This is a genomic window from Paenibacillus sp. J22R98 (assembly GCF_059383835.1).
Genome location: NZ_JBXENW010000012.1, coordinates 75,286 through 98,612 on the forward strand (window position 1 = coordinate 75,286; position 23,327 = coordinate 98,612).

Here is a 23,327-nt window from a genome sequence, read left to right on the forward strand (position 1 = left end):
CGTTACTCCGATGACCGAATCGCCGCTTTCTCCCTATATTCCTGAGGGGAAAGGGTCGTCATTTTCTTAAAATAACGGGAGAAGTAACCCGGGTCCAGCCCAATGCGGAGTGCGACCTCGCCAATCTTAAGCTGAGGATCACGAAGCAGCTCCTTGGCTTTGGTCAGCTTCAGCTCGGTGATGTACTCGGATAGACCGCTCCCCGTCAGCTGCTTATACAATCTGCACAAATAGCTCGCATTCAATCCTACCAGATCAGCCAATCGAGACAGCGAGAGGTCCCCTTCGATATGCTCGTGTATATAGCCGTGGAGCTGATCGACGACCTCATTGCTCTTCGCCGACTTGTCCTGATCCAGCAGAGCGAAGATAATTTCCGCCGTTCGTTTCAGATAGTCGCCTGCCTCCTGCCAGGATACATGGCCATCCAAATGAAGCAGCCGGTTAATAGGAAGCTTGTGAGATACGGCCTCGTAAACGCCCCATCGATTCATGTTCGAAAGCAGCAAGGTTGCGATCGTATAGTAGGTTTCCTGCACGATACCGTACGACCTTCCGGCCGCTCGTTCCAAGATGCTCTCCAGCAGCTGTAGAAAGGCATCCCGGTTACCGCTCTCAATCAAAGTACCCAGTTGATTAAACTCGCTTTGCCAGCGGGAGCTGCGAGCTTCCGAATCAGGATCCTCCTGTTTCTCATACAGCAGCATGCGATCGCCTTGTCCAAGCCCCCGAATAAGGAGCCGGTTAAGGCGCCCGTAATACTCAGGGAGATCGTTCCACGCAATCGGCTGCTCCGTCGAAGCGAGCGATACCGGTACATGAAGCAGCAATTCGCATTGATTCTGAATAAAGTCGAGTGATTCCTGAACAAACCGAGATGGGACTTCGGCTTCTGCTTCACTGCTTCCCACTTGAATGATCCAGAAGAAACGTGAACGATCATTCATCACGGGATAGAATGCGCCGGCATGTCCCACCACTTCTTCCGCGATATTCTGCACGGCATACAAGAGCAGTTCCTTGTCCATGGCCGAATACTTCTCATCCCAGCGGTCAATGCGACCGACCACAAGCATAAACGGACGGTCAGCCTGCAGCCCCAGCTCCAGCTCTTGAAATCTCTTCTCTCTGGTTGCGTCTGCAATAGGCTCGCCTTCCGCAAGCTCGGTCAGAAACCCTCTTTGCAGCAACGGCTGCGCCTGCCGCATACGCAGCTGCGCCTTCTCCATCGAGCTGTGCAAACTCTGTTCGCTGTTCATATTGGCGATGACGTTCGCTACGGCAAGCACGATTTCCTCTTCATCGTCCGTCTTAAGCAGATACCCCGCACTTCCTTGCCGAAGGGCCTCCTGCACATACGAGAACTCATTATGCCCGGATAGGAAAATCACTTTGCAAGCCGGCCATCTTCGGCGAATTTGCGCGAGCAGCTCAAGCCCTGTCATGCCGGGCATACGGATGTCGCTGAGCACGATGTCGATTCGCGTCTGCTCCAGCCTCGCGATGGCATCCATAGCCGAGCCTGCACAGTAAATATCCAGTTCGAGATGAGCCGCCTCCTCGAACAATTCCTTCAAACTAGAGACGATATAGGGCTCGTCGTCTACAATCAATAGCCGGTGCATCATGATTCCTCCTTTACCGGAATATAAAGCTCGACTTTCAGTCCCCCGAGCATCTCACTGGCCATTACACGTATACCGCTTTCCTTGCCGTACATGAGTTGAAGCCGCTTGTGTACGTTGATCATGCCCGTAATTTCCAGCTGTGCCTGCGAGTGGCTGAGCTTACGGTTCAAGGCGTACATGTCCTCCTCGCTCATTCCTTTGCCGTTATCTTCGATGACAACGGTCAACAAACCGTCTGCTTGCCTGAATGAAATGTGCAGCTGTCCCCCGGATACAACATCCTCCAGCCCATACTTATAGCAGTTCTCGATAATCGGCTGCAAGGTGAGTCTTGGCACCAGCAAATCCGCATAACGCTCAGGCAGGATTTCGATATTAATCTGGATGCGATCCTCAAACCGTATTTTCTGAATCTCCAAATACGACTGCGCAAAAGCCAATTCTTCTCGCAGGGCAACCTCATCCGAGGCATCACGAGTAATGAATTTAAAATAGTTGCCTAAGTGCTTCGTGAACGGCTTCAGCTTCGGATAATCCTCTACCTTCACCATCCGGTTCAGAATAAAGAAGGTGTTGTAGAGAAAATGGGGATTGATCTGCGCCTGCAGCTGCTTTAGCTCCGAACGCTGCGAACGGATTTTCTGCTCGTACACTTCTTCGATTAATACGTTCACTCGTCCGATCATGGAGTTGAACTGGCTGTACAAGTATTCGAATTCATCGCGCGTTGTCGGATTCAGACGCACATCAAGCTGCCCTTTCTCCACTTTGCGGAACGTTCGGACCAGCTGCTCAAGCGGCTTATGGATGACCCGGTAAATCCAATACGAGAAGAACAATACGATAATGAACGAGGTGAGCGAAAGCACCCACAGCCATACGTTATATTTTGCAATCGGCCCCAGCGCGTTCTTCACCGGCATGTACATGACAAGCGTCATATCAAAGGAAGGCTCATGCTCCAGGGTAAGCATGTAGGGCGTCCCCTCAAAATCGATCGTGTCCATCGCCGTCACCGTGTCGCCCTTCACTAGGCTCTTGGCGACTTGCCGTATATGTTCAATCAGATCGGAGTGATCGTCATTCGTAATCGACCAATTAAAGTTAGTTCCAAACAGGATCGCTTGCTCGCCTTGAATATTCGAAAATTGCTGCAATTCCTGCCGAATGGCCTTCTTCGAAATTTCTTCGTTTAAGAAGAAGGTGAGGGAATCGGGATACCCGATATCGGGGTATTTCTGCGTGATGAACAGCCGATCCTGCCATGACTGGACAATGGGATGGATACGGTCTGATTCGTCGATCAGTGTCTGCAAATAGGCTTGATCTGCAGAATCATAATTGTTCTGCGAATTGATGACCTTGCCAAGAGCCGGTATATAGGCGTTAAAGCTGGCAATATAGTTACTGGAGTTCTTCACAAGCGCAAGCCGCTCTTGCAGCCTGATTATCGCCTGTGTCCTCTCGTTGTCCGACATAATTTCGCTCGTTACACTCAGCTTCTGCAGATCGCGATCATTGATGAAATCCCACTGCAGCCGCTGTATGCGCTCAAACTCCACAACGAGAGATTGAATATAGAAGTGGACTCTGCCTTTCATCGATTTCGTAATTTCATCTCGGACGCTGGCTGCGCCCCACTGATTCAAATAGAGGCTTATCGTATACATCGGAATAATGACGAGCATGAAGGCGATGACGAGCTTGCCGAAAATCGGAATTCGGAGCTTGGCGGTGCGTCTCAGCGGAATCGACTTCCTTTCGGATCCTAACATTTGCTCATTATAACATGCCCTTGCACGCCACCCTCGCTGCTACTCCTTCACACTGCCAAGCACGATCCCTTTGACAAAGAAACGCTGAAGAAACGGATAGATCATCAGAATCGGCAGCGACCCCATGAAGATTTGAGCCGCTTTGGAGGTGCGATCCGACACCAGCGCAAGGGAATCCAGATCCTTCGCCGATTGCATCGCCAAATCGATCTTAATGACGACCGTGTGCAGATAGCTCTGAAGCGGATAATTTTCCGGGCGATGCATGAAGATAAGCCCATCGAACCAAGAGTTCCAGTGATGAACGATCGTAAACAGCACAATCGTCGCAAGTGCGGGCATAGACAGCGGAACGAACACTCTCCACAGTACCGTCCACGCGCGAGCGCCGTCTACGAATGCAGCCTCCTCCAGCTCCTTAGGTAATCCGCGGAAGAAGTTAAGCAGCAAGATCACGTTAAACACCGGCACCGCTCCGGGGATGATCAGCGCCCAGATCGTATCCATTAAATGCGTCTTCGAGACCACGATATAACTCGGAATCAGTCCGCCGCTAAACAGAATGGTCAGCACGAAGAACCAGGCATAAACAGTGCGGTATTTGAACGTCCGTACTTCCTTGGACAACGGATAAGCCAGCAGTATGGTTAGAAACATATTGATGAGCGTGCCAAGCGCAACCCGCTCCAAGGTGACGATGAATGATTTAGAGAACTCCGGCTTATGAAGCACGTATTCGTAAGATTGCAGCGTGAAATTAACGGGCCATAACACGACGTCCCCCGCGGCAGCCGCGGTTTTGTCGCTGAGCGATATCGCGAATACATGAAGCAGCGGTAGAATGCACAGAATGGACAATCCGATAAGAAAGACATAATTGGCTGCTTGGAACAGCTTCCGGCTGGTCGTTAATTGATAAGACAAGTTCGCGCACCTCCTAGAATATGCGATAGTTGGCCAAACGGTAGGCGAGTAGATAGGAAGTCGAAATGAGCACGAACGAAACGAACGATTTGAACAATCCGACTGCTGTCGCAGGTCCGAATTGCGCTTGCTCAAGTCCAAGGCGATAGACAAGCGTATCGATAATGTCTCCGCTATCGAAGACCTGCGGGGAATAGAGATTAAAGATTTGATCAAAGCCCGCATTAAGGACATTGCCAAGGCTGAGTGTCGTAAGCAGCACAACAATCGGCACCATGCCCGGAAGCGTCACATGCAAGGTTTGCTTCCACCGGCTCGCTCCATCCACGACCGCCGCTTCATAGAGCACCGGGTTAATGGAGGTCAGGGCAGCCAAGTATACAATCGTGGAGAACCCAAATTCCTTCCACAGATCGCTGATAACGATCGTAAATGGGAACCACCGATTATCACCAAGAAAATAGATCGGCTCAATCCCAAAGAGGCCAAGCACTTGATTCACGATGCCGCTCGAGGGCGATAATACATCGATCAGGATGCCGCCTAGGATAATCCAGGACAAGAAGTGCGGCAAATAGATCAGTGTCTGAATCCCCCGCTTAATCGCGGTTTTGGTCACTTCATTAAGCAAGAGCGCAATGAGCACGGGAAACACGAGACCCGCTACGATTTTCATAACGGAAATATAAATCGTATTCCAGAGCACGGTTAAGGTTTCCGGCATTTCCCACACATACTTGAAATTGTCCCATCCGGTCCACTCCGAGCCGGAGTAGCCAAGCGCAGGAATGAAATGCTGAAACGCCATAATAATGCCGAGCATCGGACCATAACTGTAGATCAGCACCAGAATGACGCCCGGAAGCAGCATCAAATGAAACGGCATCTGGCTGATTCTATTCTTTACCATTGCGGTCCCTCCGTCTTTCGTATGTCGTAATTTGGGTAGATGAAAGAAGAAGAAGGATAGGAAGATCACTATCGTTCTTCTTCTTTGTCTTCTGCATTATTTACTTTGCTGCGCAGCCCATTCGGCAACCTCTTGCGTGATTTGATCGCCGCCAAGCTTCTTCCAGTCGGCTACGAACTTATCGAAATCTTCGATTGGGGAGCCCAGAATAATTTTGGTGAATACTTCTTTTTGCATTTTATCAAGCGTCGCCATTTTCTCAGCCATTGTCTTCGTCTTAGAGCCGTAGAACTTCGTGAAGTTGATGTTCTGCTCTTTGTTCTTATAGATGCCATCCAGAACGCTGTACGCACTTTCCGTACCGAATACGCGCACCGTGCCCCAAGTTGTACGGTCCCCGCCTTGGAAGGCAAGGATCTTGTCGTAATAGCCTTTCTCTTCCGGATTGAGCGCTGTTGCGTCCTTGGAATCAAGCGCCCCAATCACTTTCTTGTAATGGCCATAGTTTCCGATCGGGTCAGAGCCTTTGACCATCATGACATTCTCTTTGAAGTGTGCGTACTCTTTGTCCCCAACGATTTCCGTATGGTACACTTTAGGATCCGCTTCACCGCCATAGAGCTTCTCTTGACTGGTGTTCAGCAGCTTGATGAGCGCTTCAGGGTGCTCCATCTTCTTGCTCACAACCATGTACTCGTTGAATTCCAATGCGCCGGTATACTGAACCGGTTTATCCGTAGCCGAAATGCCCGGAAGCACAACCCAGTCCGCATCCCCATTCTTCGTCACACTGTCTTGAAGAGGCCAAAGTGGATTCCACAGCGCGCCGAAGTTAACGCCGATCCGGTTATTGGCGTAATCCTCGCCGACCTTACCGGAGTCCTTCACCCCGAATTCGCGGTCGATAAGTCCCTTGTTCTTCATGTCTTGCAGCTTCAGCAGCGCTTCTCTCACTTCCGGTTGAATACCGCCGTAGCCGATTGCGCCATCTGCTTGCTGCACCCATGTGTAGGGCTGCGCGCCGAATGCGTTGAATACGCCCGTCGCTTCCGCAACGCCGTTCTTGTACAGATCTTTCGTCAGACCCATACCGAACGTATCCTTCTTGCCATTGCCGTCCGGATCCTGGTTCACGAATGCATCCATGACCTTCTCCAGCTCCGCCCAGGTCTTAGGCACGTCCAGGTTCAGCTTCTTCAGCCAATCCGCCCGGATGTACATCAAGGACAAGCCGCCTTCGTAGGAGCCTTCATCGGGCGGAATCGCCATCAGCTTGCCGTTAAACGTCGCGGACGCTTTGGCCAGAGGCCCCATCTCGATCGACTTCTTCGTTAGCTCAGATGCATATTTGTCGTACACATCCGTTAAGTCCGCAATCAAATCAGCATCAACCAGCTGCTTCAATTGTGCGCCGTTTACTTTCATAATGTCCGGAATATCGCCGGAAGCGATTGCAACGTTGAGTTTCTCATAATATTGGTCAGATGGAGCGATCCAATCGTACTTTAGCGTAATTCCAAGCTCATCCGCGTAAGCTTTGGTCCAGTTATTGTTCTCGAAGTCTTCCCCTTCTTTGAGTGCCATGGACGGGTCTTGATCTCGAATGGCAGTAACGGTAATCGGCGGATCATACTTGGCGTTAATGTCGATTACATCATCAGCCGCGCCGCTTGATTGGTTTCCCGCAGCAGCTCCATTCTCATTCGCATTGGCGCCGGACGATTCATTCGAGTTCGAATTCGAGTCCGAGTTGCCGCATGCTGAGGTAAATACGACCATGGTCATCAGAGACAACAACAAAACATGTTTCATTGATTTCATCTTTGCAACCTCCCGTTATATATACACTGTCATTCTTGCTGCTTCATCATACCGAACTCGCCGGGAGGCGAAAATATGAATGTATTGACATGAAATGACCAATCTTTACTTTAGTCAACGAAAGAGCAAGGAAGTCAATACTTTCCTTATCTAGCTGAAGAGAATCGGTTTCTTAGCTAATGTATCCGGCTTCGCAGCCTCACGGATTGGGCGATAGATAGGCGCGAATTCCTGCTCATTCTCCTCATTCCGATACACAGCGTTTCCTACCGGCGCAAGCGTCGTGTCCACTTGAATGAATGAGGCCTCGACGCCAAGCGGCCCATGAAGGAGAAGCGAACCATGACGCAGCGTAAACAGAGCTTGGCCGTCTGATGGTTTGCTGCTTAGGACCGGGATGTGCTGCAGCGCAATGTCGAAGGACAGCTCCAGATGCGTGCCCGTTGTAAGTGCAGCTGTAATTTTGATAAAACCGTTGCTCGGCATTGCCCCGTCAACCCGTTCACCGTTCAGTCGAAGGGTAACCGAACCCGATACGGAATATCCGGGTACAAACAGCTTGATGGTCTTCTCTATCGCGCCCGGGCTGCTAACGACGGTTAGTGCCACCTGACCCTCATAAGGGTACCGTGTCTCCAGCTTGATCGTCACCGGACCTTCCGCAAACGGAAGTTCGACCAGATTCGCGTGATAGAAGGGCACTGTCACTTCGTCGTCTCTCAGCCAATAGCTGTATTCCGCTGCGCGTGACAGCCCTTCTCCCCCGCGCATGGTGCAGCACCAATACGCTTCATATACATTCTCGAGCGCATACAACGAAGGCTCCTCTTCACGGGTACAGCAATCGCAGCCGAAGCCGCCGTTCTCGCGCTGGCCGTGACTGATCGCATTATAGTAGATGAGATGCGCAGTCTCGAGATAGCGGGGTTGATCGGTATACCGCCACAGCTCTACGGCGGCCACGAACGAATCCACGACCGCGCACGGTTCCGTCCACCATGGGCGATTGAACCAGTTGCGATTCGCGTAATTCTCCGTTCTCCCTTCACTCATATAGAGCGAATAAATAGACTCCGCCGCATGCAGCAGGCTCTTATTGCCACTCATGCCATAGTAGCGAAGAATGCCCCTCAGCGCAGACAACGTTGCATGTGTCTGAGCGTTGATGCCCGCAAGGTCGATTTCGAGGAAGCGCTTGATCATTTCTTCGATGGTCGCCTTCAGCTCCGGCCATTTCAGAAGCTCGTATGCATGTGTCGCCCCATCGAGCATAATGAAGGCACAGCCAATGTCCGTCGACAGGTACCAGTCGCGGACTGTCTTGTCCGCGAGCGTACCGGACGCTTCGCCGCCCTCCGCCCGCTCAGACGGATCGGTCGGATAATGCGCAAAGTGGCTGTGGGCGGGCAGCAGCAGGTTCTTCACGATAAGTCCGATTTGTTCCAGCACTTCGGGTTCTTGCCTCCAAGCATACAGCTCGCACAAGGCGCGCAGAAACCAGCTGTTGCCGGAAAGCTGCTGCTCATCGGTAATTCCCTCAGGCAAAATACGTCCAAAATAGCCCAATCCGTTCAAGTGGAACGGCAGCTTCTTCAAGATGGCATCCAAGTGAACGGCATCCTCGCCTGTTGCGCGAGCGGTCAAGATTTGAGCGAGCAGTGTTCTGCCTTCATTATCACCCGGCCAATCATAGCTCAATGGCTTAAAGACTTCTTCTGGGCTATATAAGGCATCTGCCAAACGAGCAGCATTGGCATGTAATCGATCGAGTAAATCCCCTTGTACAGCAATATGTTCCAGCGCTATCGTATTCCGAGACATAGCGATCCCCCTTATCTCCTCGTATTCGGGCCAATCTTCTTTTCAGTGCTCCCCAACTTATACTGCAGTATCGTCTAAAATAAGGACCCAGTCCTCGCCGATTCCGGAGGTGGGCGGCACGAATGTTTTCATACCCTGATTCGGAATGACCTGCTTATGTGCGATCAATGTCTCCCCTGTGCGCGGATCGTACCAGCTGGCGCGAACGTGGTCGCCTGAGATCCGGCCCATGCTCACTTCGAACGATTGACCGGTCGCACTATATACATACAAATAACTGCGCCCTCTAGCCGCCCGAATGTGGTCCGCCCCTTCCAGCTGATTCTTGATTAAGCTTTGATCCGGCACCAGCTCCAGAAGCGGCCGCGATTCGAAGAGCGCCCGCACATGCTTCATCTGGGCGGCGCCCGGGCGGCTCAAAGCCTCATGCCAATGCAGTTTAGCTCCGCTGTAGGCTGTCCGCCCGGGCTCATAGAATTGCCAAACGCTCGTATGGCCGTAAACATGACCAAAAGCGCCCGCCAAGACTGCCCAGTATGCCGCTTGCCTCACATCATAATCAAGGAAGAAACCAAGCTCCTCGTTCCAATTAACCGAGTGGTCTTCATAGCGAGGCTCCCCATCGATCGTCGGCTTGGGCGGGTAGATATGATAATCCTTTGCAATCAAATTGTAGTTCGCCAAATGCCGGCCGAAATGCCCGGATTGATGCGTATGATAATCGCACCATTCGTCGTGATGGAACCAAATCGAAGAGGAGAAACCGCCCATCGGATGGTAGGTGATCAGGTGACTTCCCCCATCTCCTTCGCGCAACCCTCCTGCCATCAACCGCCATACTGCAATCCGCTCATCCGGGTTCCGATCTCCGCCGAGAATCCAGACGATATTCGGCTTGTCCTTGTATCGCTCACCTACATAACGGCCGAATTGGCGCGCATTGTCCACGTTGAAGATCTCAGGTCCCTTTGCAAAGGGATTGCCAAGCAGCACCTTATCTCCCCAAGTCGGCACGATGCCTATGACGAGGTCCAGCGATGCCGCATAATCCACAACGTAATCAATGTGATTCCAATAATCATAGCAGTCCGCGATTTCCGCGGGACGCGATGGATCGAAGCTGCCCGCTTCGTTCTGCAGCAGCGGCACCTCGCCATACGCGTTCTGCTCAGCCAGCCCTTCAAGCTCGAAGAGAATAACCGCTTGTATGACATTGAAGCCCTGCTCCTTACGGGTTTCTAAATAGGCCGCCGTCTGTTCACGATCCAACCGATGAAACAGCTCCCATGCGGTATCACCCATATAGAAGAAAGGCGTACCGTCCTCTTTGACCAGAAATCGTTTATTCTCAGCTATGTTCAGCATCGTCAGCTTCTCCCCTCTATTGGCGCGTTAACCTTGCGGTCTCTGCGACCGCCACTCATTGCCCCACAGCTTCGTTCCTCCGCCGAACGCTTTGCGGTATTCCTGCCGCCAATAATGCACATCGTGCAGATTGAGCATCGGCATATTTTGCCGGCCGGCCCGATCAGGCAGCTTCGGATAAGGCTTATGCGGCTCTGACTGATACCAGTATGCAACCGTGGCGAGATCCAGCGTCAGTACGTTTCCATGACCATGTTCTATACTCGCGCGCAGCGATTTCTCGAAATACACCGGATCCTCGAGCATGAAGCGATAACAGTGCGTCCGCCCAAGAAACCCCGTTTCCCCCTCGTTGATCTTGGCAATGCCGAAGTAAGGATGCATATACACTTCCTTCGGGCACCATGCGGTATTGAAATAATCCTCCGTCCCCGTGCCATGCAGCGATCCCGGCCATTGTTCGCCGTCGATCATCCACATGTCATCGCCTTCGCCGTACCACATCGGACTCGGATTATCGACGAAGTAATTCAGCCCGACGAAATGACCTTTTCCTTCTATATCTGCAAACACATAATTGTTCTTGTCATCCAAAGTCGGTTTCAGCGGCACGATTTCAAGCAAACCTTCGTTCTCGCCATCTTCGGCATCCGCCTCCGCCAGCTCGCGCCGCCAATGCGCATGGAATCTCCCTATACCATCTTCAAGCTCGTCATGCTCCTCATAATCCACATAGTAATAGAGGGCATCCATGGGCTGGTCCGAGTCATTCTCTACCGTAATGACAGCCCCTCGCCCGAAAGGCATTGGAAAATAGCAATTCAGCGCCTTGCCCCCTTGCGGAGCGGCTGCCAGCGGCAAAGATAGGAACGGATAGGACTGGCCCCAGCCTTGTCCGAAGAAATCACCGATCGGCGATTCCACGCTCGGCTCCTTTTCCCCATCCCAATACATGCGCAGCACCGCGTTACGGCGAATCATGGGATCGCTCGTACTGATGGTCATCCAGATATGGCGGATAATGCCCCCGCCTTCGATTCGCGCAATTTCCTTGACCTCTCCTGCGCCGATTGGCACCGAATCCTTATTGAAGCCCGCTCGATCATAGCTGGAAATCCGCTTCGTTCTTCTGCCGCTTTGAAGCTTATAGATGCCGTCAAGTATGGACATGATGATCGCTCCTCTATGAATCTAATAGTAATCCCAAAAAAAAACTCCTGATCCTTAGCGGTCAGGAGTTGTCCTATTACGCATACTGTGCAGGTCCGTCATTCGCTTCCTAACTCGATTATAGGGCTGCGAAGATACGGCAACAACGTGAAATCATTGACTCATCTTATCTTTCATTTACTTTTTTACGCGACCGAGATACATTTTTTAACGCTGGCCTTTTGGTGTCACTTCAACTAAGATAAGAGAGGTTCAAAATTCGTTCAATTTTTTTTGAACAAACTTTTACTTGGGGAGTGGAGCAGCATGAGAAACAGAGAAAATAAACGAGCTCGTAAATGGGTTGCAACTACATTAGCAGTAGGATTGCTTGCAGTGCCAATGAGCGGAATTGTTTCCGCAGAGGCTGAAGGCAGCTCGACCTTGAAGCTTAGCATTATGGAGACAACGGACATTCATACGAATCTGATGTCCTATGATTACTACAAGGATGCTGCAGCTCCAACCGTAGGTTTAGCCAGAACGGCGAACCTCGTCAAACAAGTTCGTGAACAATCCCCGAATACGTTCTTGGTCGATAACGGAGACCTGATTCAAGGTACGCCGCTCGGCACGTACAAAGCGAAAGTGGCTCCGCTGAAAGCAGGCGAGATTCACCCGGTTTACAAAGCGATGAATCTCATGGGCTACGATGTAGCCACGCTTGGCAACCATGAGTTCAACTACGGCCTTGATTACCTGAACCAAGCGATCAAAGGCGCTAACTTCCCTTACATCTCCGCTAACGTCTATGTAGATGATAAGGATAATAACCCTGATAATGATGTAAACAAATTCGAGCCGTATAAGATTATTGAGAAAAAGTACAAAGACGAATCCGGACAAGAGCAAACACTCAAGATCGGCGTCATCGGTTTTGTACCGCCGCAAATTATGGACTGGGACAAAGCTTCGCTTGAAGGCAATGTCATCACGAAGGATATTGTGGAAACCGCTGAGAAATTCATTCCCGTTATGAAAGCAGAAGGCGCGGATATTATTATCGCCATGGCGCATACAGGCTTTAACGGCAGCGCTCAAGCCCATGTGAAAGCTGAAGATGCCGTATTGCCGCTAAGCAAAGTGCCTGGCATTGATGCGATCACGTTCTCACACACGCATAAGGTATTCCCGGCAGTTGACGAGAAGTCCCTTGATGCGCTGTTCAAAGATGCTTCGGGCAAAGTATTGCCTGGCATAGACAACGCGAAAGGTACAATCAACGGCGTACCTGCGGTTCAAGCCGGTTACGGCGGCAGCGACCTGGGCGTAATCGACCTTACGCTCGAGAAGCAAGACGGCAAATGGAAAGTGGCGGCATCCCAGTCCTCCACGAAATTCATCTATGACAAAGTAGCGAAGAAATCGCTTGTCGAAGAAGATCCTGCCATTGTAGCAGCTGTTAAAGCTGATCATGACGCGACTATTCAATATGCGAACAACCCAATCGGGACAACGACTTCGCCGATTCACAGCTATTTTGCCCTCGTTCAAGATGATCCATCTGTTCAAATTGTAACGAACGCGCAGAAATGGTATGTCGAGAAATACGTGAAAGACAATTTGCCGCAATACAAAGATACGCCGATTCTGTCGGTTGGCGCTCCGTTTAAAGCAGGCCGCAATGGCGTGGAGGAATATACCGAAATCAAAACCGGTCCTCTTGCGATTAAGAGTGCAGGCGATCTCTACCTTTATGACAACACGATGAAGGCGATTCTGGTTAAAGGCTCTGTTGTGAAAGAATGGCTTGAAATGTCGGCAGGCAAGTTCAATCAGATCGATCCGACTGTCAAAGAAGAGCAAGCTTTGCTCAACCCGGGATTCCCGGTGTACAACTTTGACGTCATTGACGGTGTAACGTATCAAGTCGATGTTACGAAACCGGCTAAGTATAAAGTAGACGGCACGGTCAGCAATGCGGATTCCAGCCGTATCATCAACCTGAAATACAAAGGTAAGGCAATTGATCCGAACCAAGACTTTATCGTAGTAACGAACAACTACCGCGCAAGCGGCGGCGGTAACTTCCCAGGCGTTAAAGGAAGCAAGTACATCATTGATTCCACCGAAGAGAACCGTCAAATTCTGATGGATTACATCACGGAAAATAAAGAGATTAACCCATCGATCGACAATAACTGGTCCATCGCGCCAATCTTCGGTGATGTGAATGTAACGTTCGCTTCGTCTCCGAAGGCTGAAGGTTATGCGAAAGCAACGAGCAACATCCGTTACTTGGACAAAACAGATGACAAAGGCTTCGGTATCTTCTCGATCAACTTGAACAAATCGTTCCGCGACGTGCCTGCTTCGCACTGGGCTTACCCATCGATTCAGCGTCTGGCGGCTAAACAAATCGTACAAGGCAAGAACGAGACTGACTTTGATCCCAACGCACAAGTGACACGCGCTGAGTTTGCAAGCATGCTTGTGAAAGCACTGGGTCTTAAACCGACAGCAACTACAGCAACGTTCAAAGACGTTCCGGCTGGCAGTTGGTACGCTGATGCAGTTGCAGCAGCTTTCGGCAACGGCTTGGTTAAAGGCATCAGCAACGATCTGTTTGCTCCAACGGCAAGCATCACACGCGAGCAAATGGCTGTGATGGCTAAGAACGCGCTGGATCTTCAAGCAGCGGAAGCTGCAACTGCGGCTGCCGTTGCATTCACAGACAGCGACATGATCAGCCCTTGGGCGAAAGCCAGCATCGATGCAGTAACCGGCAAAGGCATTATGAATGGCCGCGGCAACAATACCTTTGTGCCAAAGGCTACATCGACGCGCGCGGAAGCAGCAAAAGTTATTGATCTGCTTATGACAAGCGCAGCAAAATAAGCATTGTCAGAACATAAGACCCGCAGGACGGACACTTAAATCCAAGTGGACTCTTGCGGGTCTTTTTTTGAGCCAAATTTCTTAAAACAGGGTACCCTAATCAGGTACCTTTTTCTATTTTATATATCAAAATTGACATATGAAAAAAATCGGAGCATAATACTTCGTATACGAAATTTCGTATGCGAAGTAAATTTCGGAATGCTGCAATCCGCTTAGGAGGTAGCCCACTTGAACGAACAACAGCGAATACTTGAAATTTTCCATAGCTATCGCGAAGTGAATCAGGCCTTCTTCCAGGTGATGAAGAAAGTGGCGCAGCAGCACCATCTAACACCGCTGCAGCTCATCGTCATCCGCATCTTGAGGGAGTACCCGGAGATCAAACTGTCGGAACTGGCCGAGAAGTTAAGCCTTGGCAACAGCACGACCAGCGGTATTATCGATCGGATGGTGCGAGATGAACTCGTGTGCCGCGAACGGACCGAGGCGGATCGCCGGGCCATGACGCTGACGCTCACCGATAAAGGAAATGCGTTATGGGAAGAATCGAACGATACGCGCACAATGATGTTCCAGCCTCTTCTTGGTTTGTCCGATGATGACCAGCAGCAGCTGCTTCGTATTCAAACCGAAATTTTAGGCATCTTAAGAAAAGTGAAAGAGGATGGTGCTATATGACCAGCATGATAAGTTCAACTCTACGCAAAGGCCCGATTATGGCCTCCCTGCTCCTCGCGGCATTCGTAGCGTTGCTTAGCCAAACCGTATTGAATGTCGCCTTGCCCAAAATGATGGCGGATCTCGACGTCAACGAGAGCACCATTCAGTGGCTGTCCAACGGCTACATGCTCGTAAACGGCGTTCTCGTACCGATCAGCGCCTTCTTGTTCAACCGTTTCTCCACGCGAAAGCTATTCCTGGTGGCTTCATCCCTGTTCGCCATCGGGACGATCATTTGCGCCTTCTCCGGCGACTTTGGCATTCTGCTCTCCGGGCGCCTTGTGCAAGCAGTCGGTGCCGGTATCCTAATGCCGCTCATGTCTGTTGTCATTCTAACGATCTTCCCTGTAGAAGAACGCGGCAAAGCGATGGGTATGATGGGGATCGCTATGATTTTCGCGCCGGCTATTGGTCCAACGATGTCCGGTTGGGTCGTCGAGCATTACGACTGGCATGTTCTGTTCTACATCATCATGCCGCTTGCCATCTTGGCCGTTATTATCGGCGCTATCTTCATGAAGGATGTTATCAAAACCAGTCTTCCTAAGCTCGATATCCCTGGGGTTATCCTATCCACCATCGGTTTCGGCGGACTCCTGTACGGCTTTAGTGACGCTGGCTCTGCCGGCTGGAACAGCACAACCGTTATCGTCTGCCTCGCACTCGGCGGACTATCCTTATTGCTCTTCATTATCCGATCGCTCACGGCCGAGAAGCCGCTGCTTGATCTGAACGTATTCAAATATCCGATGTTCTCTTTGACGACACTGATCAACGCGATTATCACGATGGCGATGTTCTCCGGTATGATTCTGCTTCCGATCTTCCTGCAGAACATCCGCGGCTTCTCACCGCTGGACTCCGGCTTGCTGCTGCTGCCGGGAGCCATTCTAATGGGGATCATGTCCCCGATTACGGGGATGATCTTCGATAAAGTCGGCGCTCGCTGGCTGGCTGTGGTCGGTCTCATCATTACGACGATCACGACGTATGAATTCAGCCATTTGACGGCCGACTCCACTTACAATCATATGATGCTGATCTATACGCTTCGGATGTTTGGGATGTCGATGCTTATGATGCCGATTCAGACAGCCGGGATGAACCAGCTTCCGCGCCGTCTAAACGCACACGGTTCAGCCATGTCGCAGACGCTTCGTAACGTCTCGGGCGCACTTGGTACCGCGATTCTGGTCACACTCATGACGAACAAGACAGCGTCCCACGCCAAAGAGCTTATCATAGCGGGTAAAGTCGATACGACCGACCAAACCAAAATGGCGGAAATCACGCAAACCGCCATGATCTACGGTATCAACCACTCCTTCGTTGTTGCTACTTGGCTGACGGTGGCCGCGCTCGTACTGGCGTTCTTCATCCGCAAGGTGAAGCCGCATGAAGAGCCTGCGGCTTCACGCGCCGACTTCACTAATTTTGACGATGTGGAATAATACAAAAGGCCGGGAATTCTCCGCTTTCGGAGATCCCGGCCTTCTTTGTTGCCCTATTAGGCGACGATATGGTCTTCTTGCCTGCCGAAACGCAGATCCTCATAGAAATGAGCCATCGATGTGCTGAAATACGGTCCTAACCAGAGGAAGCCAACACCAAGCGTTGGAATGCACAACAGAAACCAACCGAAGAAGGATAAGTAGAGCACAAACAATCTCCATTTGTTCCCCGCCATCATGGCCTTACTGCGGTTAATCGCTTCCGTAGGCGCCATGCCCGGGTTATCCCTCAAAATATAATAGGACTGCGAGTAGCGGATCGCCGCGATGATACCCGGTACGATGAACAGCAGCGTCCAAAGCAAGGTAAAGATCGACATGACGACGTAAAGCACAAGCGAATCTCTATACCGCTCAAATCCTCTAAGAACACCGGCAGCTTCAGGCACATTCCCCCGAGCATAATCCAAGTAATGGTTATAGATTCCATACGTTAACGGAGCTTCCATTAGGATACTGATTATCCATCCAATATAATTAATTTTATTGGTGACCGTACTAACGATAATCGAAATAATCACGAACATTAAGAAGTGAAGAACAGCCGGCTTCCACTTGCCGGATAAGCTTTGTCTTGCTCTGGCACGAATTTGAGGACGAGTGAGCATGCGTCGAATTTCCCCCTGGTATCCAATAGTGGCTTGCAATCCTATCTTACCTTGCCAAGCTGGGACTTCACAACCACTTTATTTCCATTGTCTGGCTATCATTACCCATTCTACAATAATCAGATCGATGATGATTGCCGTCCAAATATTCACACTCAATACCGCCTCAATCATCCCCTCCCTACCCGCCGGTAGAGAAAAGCCATTCAGCACACCATAGGTTAGCAGCAAAATCGGAACCACCAAGCGCGCGCACACAGCCACCAATGTGACTCCGTAACTGCGAATCATCCATTTGCGATGCTCGTCAAACCTCCGAAGTACTGCCGTGCGGTACCCTTTCCAGCTCGTAAACAGCCAGAGGAAGATCAGCATGAGGAAGGACACCGCTACTGTAAAATTCTCTACATACAGAGTAACCACCAGCGATAAACTCCCACTTAGAAAGACACTGCCGACGTACGCACGTCCCAATAGTCGGTGCACGCGAGGATACCGATTGCGTATACGTCCTACGAATTGAATCCATCCCGTCAGCAGGGCGATAAACGCAAAGGAGATATGCGCAACAAGCGCCGGATACTGAATGTTCACGGAGGAGACGGTTATACGGCTGCGATCCGAATCAAAGGTCAAATAAGGGAGCATGAACGGAATCATCACCCCAAGCGAAACAACAAGCACAATCCACCAAAGCCTCTTCGTCCTCACAACTACCACGCCACCTACGTTTTCTTTTCATTGTACCTGTTCATTCTATGGAAACCGTAAAGGATTTCTAAAAAAAGACTAAAAACAAAAACCGGACGTCCTCCACTTGGAGTCCATCCGGCTCTGCCCTCACGTTGTTATTATTCGAGAACATCCCGCTTCGTAAAGATATAATGGCCGATGGCATACAATGCAACGGTCCATGCAAGAAGGGAAAGCAAGTTGCTATTGAGCGTGACCGGGAATCCATATTGCATCGACAGCGATCCCGACCATGCGTAAGGCAGTCCAAAGCATGAGGTGATAAAATACTGCATCCACTTGACCCCGCTAACAGCATGAACACCGATGGGGCCAATAATGGTGGCGGCCAATGCAATGCCCGTACTCACCGTTGCCGAGCGAACGAGCACGGAACAGAAGAATCCAAGCGTACACATCGCCACACTCGCCAGGATCGTCAATAACATCGCATAAATGCTGAACGCCATGGCGGAAACAATGGTTTGCGTCGACGGATCAGCGGCTACCGTATTTTTCATTTCGCCGCCCACCATCTGCGTGACTTCCATATAACGAACGCCTACCGAGACCGGTTGATCCATGCCGCCGGTTCCGAACATCGCGATCAGCAGCCCCGTCAAGACAGCAAACATAATCGTGATAACGACGATGGAGGCACTTACTGCAACCAAGTACTTTGCAAAAAGAATCTTCCCCCGTGAAGCCGGTCTAGTCAGCAGCAGCTTGATCGTGCCGCCGGTCTGTTCACCTGACACCATATCAGCAACAAGCAGCACGCACAGCAGCGGAAAGAACAGCTGACTTCCTACGTCGAGCTGGTCGCCGATTGCACTCCATGTCGTCATCCCAACCGGACCATTCATCGGAAGCTGATGCTCCAGCGTATATTCCAGCTCCCCTATCCTCAACTGAAGCTCACCCAGTTCGACCTTCTTGTCAGGCGTCAGCAAAGAAATCTGTTTCTTCAGCGCATCAATAGACTGCCGGGTTTCTTCAGCGTTAAATAACGTTCGGTCCGGCTGCGGCTTCTTCAGTTCCTCCAAGCCTGCCTTCAATGAGTCAATGCCTTCAGTAAGCCTAATCTTCTCCGCCTTCGACAAATCCGAACCGGTGTCTAGCGCGATCTGCATCTGGTCCATCTGCTCTTGCATCAGATGTGCTTGTACCGCTGGATCGGCGTCATGCTTTCTTTGCTTGGAGTTATCATAGGCTCCGGATACAAAAAGTCCAACAAGTGCGATTGCGAAAATCAGGACGACAAGAAACCGTCTGCGCCGGATCAGCTTGATCCACTCATTCTGATAAATACGCCATAGCTCGGTCATACCTGCGTCCCTCCTGTCATGCTTAAGAAGATTTCTTCGAGTGTTTGTTGCGTTCGCTCGATGTTCAAGATCTGCACATCATGCTGCAGCAGCGTACTTAGCAGCGAATTGAGTATCTCCACCTTGCCGTGAATGTCGATCGTATTCGTATGACTTCCCGCAAGCTCGAATCGCAGCTCCGCATGCGTGGCTTGAAGAAGCTCCAGCGCCTCATGCGGCTTATCGACTTCAATGGATAAGCGATGTTGCTCCGACATCTCCCGCAGCTCCGACAGCATCGCTGTTCGAATCCATTTGCCGTGATCAATAACGCCGACGCGGCTGCAGATCATCTCAAGCTCAGCAAGCAAATGGCTGGAGATGAGAATACTTGTGCCCTGCTTCACCAATTCAAGGAGGAGCTCCCTGAACTCGCGGATCCCGCTCGGGTCCAGACCGTTCGTCGGCTCATCGAGAATGAGCAGCGCGGGGCTATGGAGCAGTGCCTGAGCAAGCCCTAGACGCTGTCTCATGCCAAGCGAGTAACGGCGCACCTTATCATGGATGCGATCCTCCAGGCCGACCAAACGGATGGTCTCGGACAGTTTCTTCTCATCGATCTCCCCTGACAGCCTGGCGAATTGACGCAAATTCTCGTAGCCGGTTAGATAGGGATAGAGCTCGGGATTCTCCACGATCGTACCGATCCGTTCCATCGCTTGTCTGCGATCCCTCGCAATATCATAGCCGCTTAATGTGACTGTGCCGCTGGTCGGCTTGGCCAGACCGACGAGCATCCGAATCGTTGTCGTTTTGCCTGCCCCGTTCGGGCCGAGCAGGCCGAATATTTCGCCTTTACGCACATCGAAGGAAATACCGTCTACCAGGGTCTTTCCGCCGATCTGCTTCGTTAATCCTTGTACCGATAGCACAACATCGGACATCGTTCCAACCTCCAGTGAAAAATGGGTTCATTATCGCCGCGCAGGTGATGCAGCCCTCTTAGCGTAACGGAAAATCCCCCCATATTCTATAGCCTGTAGGCCAGAGTCATCCTAGACTGCAGACTAGGATGAAGGAAGGAACTTTAACCAACACAAAAAGGCCGAGAACCTCCACTTACGCGGAGATCCCGGCCTTCCTTCACCTATTATGTTCACTTCATGCCGTACGCCCTTGTGACCCTGCAAGATCCTCATAGAAATGGCCCGCCGCCGTGCTGACGTATGGTCCCAGCCAAAGGTATCCGATACCGAGCGTCGGGATGCACAGTATTGCCCATCCGATGAAGGACAGGTAGAGCGTGAACAAGCGCCACTTGTGCCCCGCCATCATCGCCTTGCTGCGGTCGATTGCTTCAAGGGGTGCTATGCCCGGATTATCCCGCAATATGTAATAGGATTGCGAGTACCGGAGTGCCGCGATAATACCCGGAACGATCAGCAGGAGCGCCCACAGCATCGTAAAGATCGCCATGACAACGTAAACCACGAGCGACTCCTTGTACCGCTGAAATCCGCGAAAAACTTCCGTCGCCTCCGGCACCTTCCCCCGGGCGAAATCCAAATAATGATTGTAAATCCCATAAGCCAGAGGAGCGCTAAGCAGAATATTGATGATCCACCCGATGAAACTTATTTTGTTCGTGACAGTACTTATGAGGCCTGAAACCACCATGTACAACAAGAAGTGCAGAACAGCTGCCTTCCAGTTGCCCGATAAGCTTTGCCTTGCTTGAGCGCGAATCTCAGAACGACTAAGCATGTATCAGTTTCCCCCCAGACTAGTATCGTTTGGCTTCAAACTATACTACGTAGGAGAACCCGGATTTAGTCCGGTACGGTGAAATTCACCGCAGTCTTGCCTTGTACGACCGCATGTACGTCCCTGCGGCTAATTGGCCTTGCGAGCAGTTCGATCAGTGATAGAGGCGTATCCGCCATCTCAATTTGATCTCGCATGTCCGGACGATCGCCTTCCATCTCTTGCATCGATTTATACAGGTTATATAACAATCCCATTATACAGATCCTCCAACTTCGGCGAGCATGCGGACAAATTGTCTGCCAAACTGTTTGCAGATCTCTTTCTCGGCGGGGCTCGGCCCGAATTCTATTTTTAGCCCTTCCAATACAACATCTGAGCCTAATTCCTTGAGTTTATCCATCAGGATGTCTACAGCAACTCCATACGCAGGGTAAGAAGAATCACAGGAGCCGAACACGGCCGATTTAGTACCCTGTAATTGCAGGCCGTTCATTAGAGCATAGTAATCAAGAAACTCATCAGGCAGTTCTCAGCATCCACAGCATCCATTACTATTTGAACCTTGAGTGTTCCGCCTCCGCCTGCCTCACGAATGCCCTGTGCAATTGCATCCAATTATCATTGTCAATTAATGTTTTGAAAAACATTCCCATGCCTTTATGACGTTTGTTCATTTGGAGAACAATGTGCGGGTATGGACGTTCAGGTTATGAGGAGTCTGCATAAAAAAAGCCGCAATCCCTTTTGCAGAAAGGGATTGCGGCTTTTCATTTTATTGGTACAAGATGCCCTTTGCCATATCGGCTATACGATAAAGCTTGTCTTTGTTCGTTAACGATCGCGTTAGCACTCGCAAGCCCAGTAAATTGTTGTGCAGGCTTTCGGCGAGCTCCTCGGCGCTGCGCTTCGACGTAAATTCGCCGTTCTTCTGTCCCTTGCTAATAACATCTGCAAGAGTTTGCTCCCAATAAGCGAAGCTCTCGCTCACTTTGGCTCTTGCTTCGGGATCGCTTGAAGCCAGCTCAATGGCCATATTCACCAACATGCAGCCGACAGGATTATCTTCACTCGTGCCCTGGATCGTGTAATCGAATATGAAGTCGATCGCCTGACTGGGCGTAGAGTTCGGAATGAGCGAACCAATCCGATTATTAGTCAGCGCTCTGTACCGGTCAAAGGCCCTAAGATATAGCATATGCTTATCACCGAACGTGTCGTACAGGCTCCTGCGATGAATGCCCATGCGCTCGACAAGATCATTAATTGACGTTTTCTCGTAGCCCTGCTCCCAGAACAGCTTCATTGCCTTCAGCAGCACGACATCTTCTTCGAATTCTTTAGCTCTAGCCATAAGCATGCCCCTTTCCAGTCGATTTTACCATATTGAGAACAATCGGTAAAGAATCCCCTGACAAGGCGTCCGTTAATTCGGCGGCTTTTATGCTTGACGATAGACCGGAGCGCCGAACGGGGATGAACCGCCGCCTCCGTCAACACTGATTTCGGCACCTTGCACGTACGAAGCATCATCCGAAGCGAGGAACAACGCAACGTTGGCGATTTCTTCCGGTTCACCCAAACGGTTTAGCGGAACCGATCGTGTCAGTTTGGATTCCATTTGCGCCAGCCCTTCCGGCTGCCCCCAGATCGGTGTGCGAGTAGGGCCGGGAACGACTGTATTTACGCGAATGCCGCGCGGTGACAATTCGGAAACAAACACTTTCGCCATGCTCGCAACGGCCGCTTTGCTCGCTGCATAGGCCGCCCATCCCGGGCTTCCGGCATTAGCAAGCACCGAGCCATTCAGGACCACCGAAGCGCCTTCCTTCAGATAAGGCAATGCAGCTTGCACGGTGAAGAAGACGCCTGTCACGTTCACGTTCAAGACTTCCTGGAATGCGGCCAGCTCCGTACCGCCGAGCGGAGTATGACCACCGATGCCGGCATTGGCGAAAACAACATCGATTCGGCCAAATATCGCAACTGCCGCAGCCGTTGCCTTCTCCAAGCTTTGCGGATCGGTTGTTTCTGCTTGAATTCCGTAGCTAACCGCCGTGCCAAGCTCCTCCACTGCTCTGTCCAGAGTAGCTTGATTGCGACCCGTGATGACAACTTTAGCACCTTCCGCTACAAACAATTTCGCAGTTGCAAAGCCGATCCCGCTGTTACCGCCTGTAATGAATGCTACTTTACCGTCTAGTTTACCCATATCATATCGCTCCCTTGTCATGTGGTGTTGTTCTTACTGCTTGCTATACTTTGCCGCCAAATGGACTGCTTCACCATATGGGAATGATCGTTCTAATATTGCGAATAAAAAAGGAATGCATCCTCTCTACACGATTGCTTCCCTCTTGCTTACGAATTGATCATACCAAATTGAGAACG

The 23,327-nt window shown here is 50.9% G+C and carries 19 protein-coding genes and 1 pseudogene; 3 read left to right on the plus strand and 17 right to left on the minus strand.

What is annotated here, in order from left to right; genetic code table 11:
- Positions 1 to 2 precede the first annotated feature (2 nt).
- The 8 genes from AC50Y3_RS26640 to AC50Y3_RS26675 form a co-directional block, all read right to left on the minus strand.
- Positions 3 to 1,628, minus strand: coding sequence for a response regulator transcription factor (locus tag AC50Y3_RS26640; protein ID WP_494821735.1), 1,626 nt, complete (start codon positions 1,626 to 1,628; stop codon positions 3 to 5).
- Positions 1,625 to 3,403 carry a sensor histidine kinase gene (locus AC50Y3_RS26645; RefSeq protein WP_494821736.1) on the minus strand — a complete coding sequence of 593 codons (1,779 nt, stop codon included), beginning with the start codon at positions 3,401 to 3,403 and terminating at the stop codon, positions 1,625 to 1,627. The genes AC50Y3_RS26640 and AC50Y3_RS26645 overlap by 4 nt, the downstream gene beginning before the upstream one ends.
- Before the next feature lie 39 nt (positions 3,404 to 3,442).
- Entirely contained in the window at positions 3,443 to 4,327 is an 885-nt protein-coding gene (locus AC50Y3_RS26650; protein ID WP_494821737.1) for a carbohydrate ABC transporter permease, read from the minus strand.
- A gap of 13 nt (positions 4,328 to 4,340) precedes the next feature.
- Entirely contained in the window at positions 4,341 to 5,237 is an 897-nt protein-coding gene (locus AC50Y3_RS26655) for an ABC transporter permease (protein ID WP_494821738.1), read from the minus strand.
- A 96-nt stretch (positions 5,238 to 5,333) separates the two neighbouring features.
- Positions 5,334 to 7,058: an extracellular solute-binding protein gene (locus tag AC50Y3_RS26660; RefSeq protein ID WP_494821739.1), complete on the minus strand. Its 1,725-nt coding sequence runs from the start codon at positions 7,056 to 7,058 to the stop codon at positions 5,334 to 5,336.
- 150 nt (positions 7,059 to 7,208) lie between these two features.
- On the minus strand, positions 7,209 to 8,879 hold the full coding sequence (locus AC50Y3_RS26665; RefSeq protein ID WP_494821740.1) for a glycoside hydrolase family protein: 1,671 nt from the start codon (positions 8,877 to 8,879) through the stop codon (positions 7,209 to 7,211).
- Positions 8,880 to 8,936: 57 nt separating this feature from the next.
- Complete coding sequence (locus AC50Y3_RS26670; RefSeq protein ID WP_494821741.1) at positions 8,937 to 10,244, minus strand: glycoside hydrolase family 140 protein; 1,308 nt, start codon at positions 10,242 to 10,244, stop codon at positions 8,937 to 8,939.
- Between the two features lie 27 nt (positions 10,245 to 10,271).
- Positions 10,272 to 11,414: a glycoside hydrolase family 172 protein gene (locus tag AC50Y3_RS26675; RefSeq protein WP_494821742.1), complete on the minus strand. Its 1,143-nt coding sequence runs from the start codon at positions 11,412 to 11,414 to the stop codon at positions 10,272 to 10,274.
- Positions 11,415 to 11,720: 306 nt separating this feature from the next.
- On the opposite strand from AC50Y3_RS26675, the gene AC50Y3_RS26680 reads away from it, so the two are divergent.
- From AC50Y3_RS26680 to AC50Y3_RS26690, 3 genes are all read left to right on the plus strand, one after another.
- Positions 11,721 to 14,291, plus strand: coding sequence for a bifunctional 2',3'-cyclic-nucleotide 2'-phosphodiesterase/3'-nucleotidase (locus AC50Y3_RS26680; RefSeq protein WP_494821743.1), 2,571 nt, complete (start codon positions 11,721 to 11,723; stop codon positions 14,289 to 14,291).
- A gap of 231 nt (positions 14,292 to 14,522) precedes the next feature.
- Positions 14,523 to 14,972 carry a MarR family winged helix-turn-helix transcriptional regulator gene (locus AC50Y3_RS26685; protein WP_494821744.1) on the plus strand — a complete coding sequence of 150 codons (450 nt, stop codon included), beginning with the start codon at positions 14,523 to 14,525 and terminating at the stop codon, positions 14,970 to 14,972.
- Positions 14,969 to 16,465, plus strand: a complete 1,497-nt coding sequence (locus tag AC50Y3_RS26690; RefSeq protein WP_494821745.1) for a DHA2 family efflux MFS transporter permease subunit — start codon at positions 14,969 to 14,971, stop codon at positions 16,463 to 16,465. The genes AC50Y3_RS26685 and AC50Y3_RS26690 overlap by 4 nt, the downstream gene beginning before the upstream one ends.
- A gap of 56 nt (positions 16,466 to 16,521) precedes the next feature.
- On the opposite strand, the gene AC50Y3_RS26695 is transcribed toward AC50Y3_RS26690, so the two are convergent.
- The 9 genes and pseudogenes from AC50Y3_RS26695 to AC50Y3_RS26735 form a co-directional block, all read right to left on the minus strand.
- Positions 16,522 to 17,133 (minus strand): DUF975 family protein, encoded by a 612-nt coding sequence (locus tag AC50Y3_RS26695; RefSeq protein WP_494821746.1) that lies wholly within the window; start codon positions 17,131 to 17,133, stop codon positions 16,522 to 16,524.
- A gap of 78 nt (positions 17,134 to 17,211) precedes the next feature.
- The gene (locus tag AC50Y3_RS26700) at positions 17,212 to 17,844 is read right to left on the minus strand and encodes a DUF2306 domain-containing protein (RefSeq protein ID WP_494821747.1); all 633 of its coding nucleotides are present in this window, start codon (positions 17,842 to 17,844) and stop codon (positions 17,212 to 17,214) included.
- 140 nt (positions 17,845 to 17,984) lie between these two features.
- On the minus strand, positions 17,985 to 19,193 hold the full coding sequence (locus AC50Y3_RS26705) for a DUF2705 family protein (RefSeq protein ID WP_494821748.1): 1,209 nt from the start codon (positions 19,191 to 19,193) through the stop codon (positions 17,985 to 17,987).
- Positions 19,190 to 20,116, minus strand: a complete 927-nt coding sequence (locus AC50Y3_RS26710) for an ABC transporter ATP-binding protein (RefSeq protein ID WP_494821749.1) — start codon at positions 20,114 to 20,116, stop codon at positions 19,190 to 19,192. The genes AC50Y3_RS26705 and AC50Y3_RS26710 overlap by 4 nt, the downstream gene beginning before the upstream one ends.
- A gap of 217 nt (positions 20,117 to 20,333) precedes the next feature.
- Positions 20,334 to 20,936: a DUF975 family protein gene (locus tag AC50Y3_RS26715; protein ID WP_494821750.1), complete on the minus strand. Its 603-nt coding sequence runs from the start codon at positions 20,934 to 20,936 to the stop codon at positions 20,334 to 20,336.
- Positions 20,937 to 21,001: 65 nt separating this feature from the next.
- Positions 21,002 to 21,193, minus strand: a complete 192-nt coding sequence (locus AC50Y3_RS26720; RefSeq protein ID WP_494821751.1) for a hypothetical protein — start codon at positions 21,191 to 21,193, stop codon at positions 21,002 to 21,004.
- Positions 21,193 to 21,468: pseudogene (locus AC50Y3_RS26725) on the minus strand (flavodoxin domain-containing protein); the annotation flags it as partial. The gene AC50Y3_RS26720 and the pseudogene AC50Y3_RS26725, both read right to left, overlap by 1 nt.
- A 243-nt stretch (positions 21,469 to 21,711) precedes the next feature.
- Positions 21,712 to 22,290 carry a TetR/AcrR family transcriptional regulator gene (locus AC50Y3_RS26730; protein ID WP_494821752.1) on the minus strand — a complete coding sequence of 193 codons (579 nt, stop codon included), beginning with the start codon at positions 22,288 to 22,290 and terminating at the stop codon, positions 21,712 to 21,714.
- A gap of 87 nt (positions 22,291 to 22,377) precedes the next feature.
- Positions 22,378 to 23,148, minus strand: coding sequence for an SDR family NAD(P)-dependent oxidoreductase (locus AC50Y3_RS26735; protein WP_494821753.1), 771 nt, complete (start codon positions 23,146 to 23,148; stop codon positions 22,378 to 22,380).
- Positions 23,149 to 23,327: the final 179 nt, after the last annotated feature.

Excerpts from the sequence above, each read along its gene's own strand:
- AC50Y3_RS26640 (WP_494821735.1), bottom strand. The coding sequence starts at position 1,628 with ATGATGCACCGGCTATTGATTGTAGACGACGAGCCCTATATCGTCTCT.
- AC50Y3_RS26645 (WP_494821736.1), bottom strand. The coding sequence starts at position 3,403 with ATGTTAGGATCCGAAAGGAAGTCGATTCCGCTGAGACGCACCGCCAAG.
- AC50Y3_RS26655 (WP_494821738.1), bottom strand. The coding sequence starts at position 5,237 with ATGGTAAAGAATAGAATCAGCCAGATGCCGTTTCATTTGATGCTGCTT.
- AC50Y3_RS26660 (WP_494821739.1), bottom strand. The coding sequence starts at position 7,058 with ATGAAATCAATGAAACATGTTTTGTTGTTGTCTCTGATGACCATGGTC.
- AC50Y3_RS26665 (WP_494821740.1), bottom strand. The coding sequence starts at position 8,879 with ATGTCTCGGAATACGATAGCGCTGGAACATATTGCTGTACAAGGGGAT.
- AC50Y3_RS26670 (WP_494821741.1), bottom strand. The coding sequence starts at position 10,244 with ATGCTGAACATAGCTGAGAATAAACGATTTCTGGTCAAAGAGGACGGT.
- AC50Y3_RS26675 (WP_494821742.1), bottom strand. The coding sequence starts at position 11,414 with ATGTCCATACTTGACGGCATCTATAAGCTTCAAAGCGGCAGAAGAACG.
- AC50Y3_RS26680 (WP_494821743.1), top strand. The coding sequence starts at position 11,721 with ATGAGAAACAGAGAAAATAAACGAGCTCGTAAATGGGTTGCAACTACA.
- AC50Y3_RS26690 (WP_494821745.1), top strand. The coding sequence starts at position 14,969 with ATGACCAGCATGATAAGTTCAACTCTACGCAAAGGCCCGATTATGGCC.
- AC50Y3_RS26695 (WP_494821746.1), bottom strand. The coding sequence starts at position 17,133 with ATGCTCACTCGTCCTCAAATTCGTGCCAGAGCAAGACAAAGCTTATCC.
- AC50Y3_RS26705 (WP_494821748.1), bottom strand. The coding sequence starts at position 19,193 with ATGACCGAGCTATGGCGTATTTATCAGAATGAGTGGATCAAGCTGATC.
- AC50Y3_RS26710 (WP_494821749.1), bottom strand. The coding sequence starts at position 20,116 with ATGTCCGATGTTGTGCTATCGGTACAAGGATTAACGAAGCAGATCGGC.
- AC50Y3_RS26715 (WP_494821750.1), bottom strand. The coding sequence starts at position 20,936 with ATGCTTAGTCGTTCTGAGATTCGCGCTCAAGCAAGGCAAAGCTTATCG.
- AC50Y3_RS26720 (WP_494821751.1), bottom strand. The coding sequence starts at position 21,193 with ATGGGATTGTTATATAACCTGTATAAATCGATGCAAGAGATGGAAGGC.
- AC50Y3_RS26730 (WP_494821752.1), bottom strand. The coding sequence starts at position 22,290 with ATGGCTAGAGCTAAAGAATTCGAAGAAGATGTCGTGCTGCTGAAGGCA.
- AC50Y3_RS26735 (WP_494821753.1), bottom strand. The coding sequence starts at position 23,148 with ATGGGTAAACTAGACGGTAAAGTAGCATTCATTACAGGCGGTAACAGC.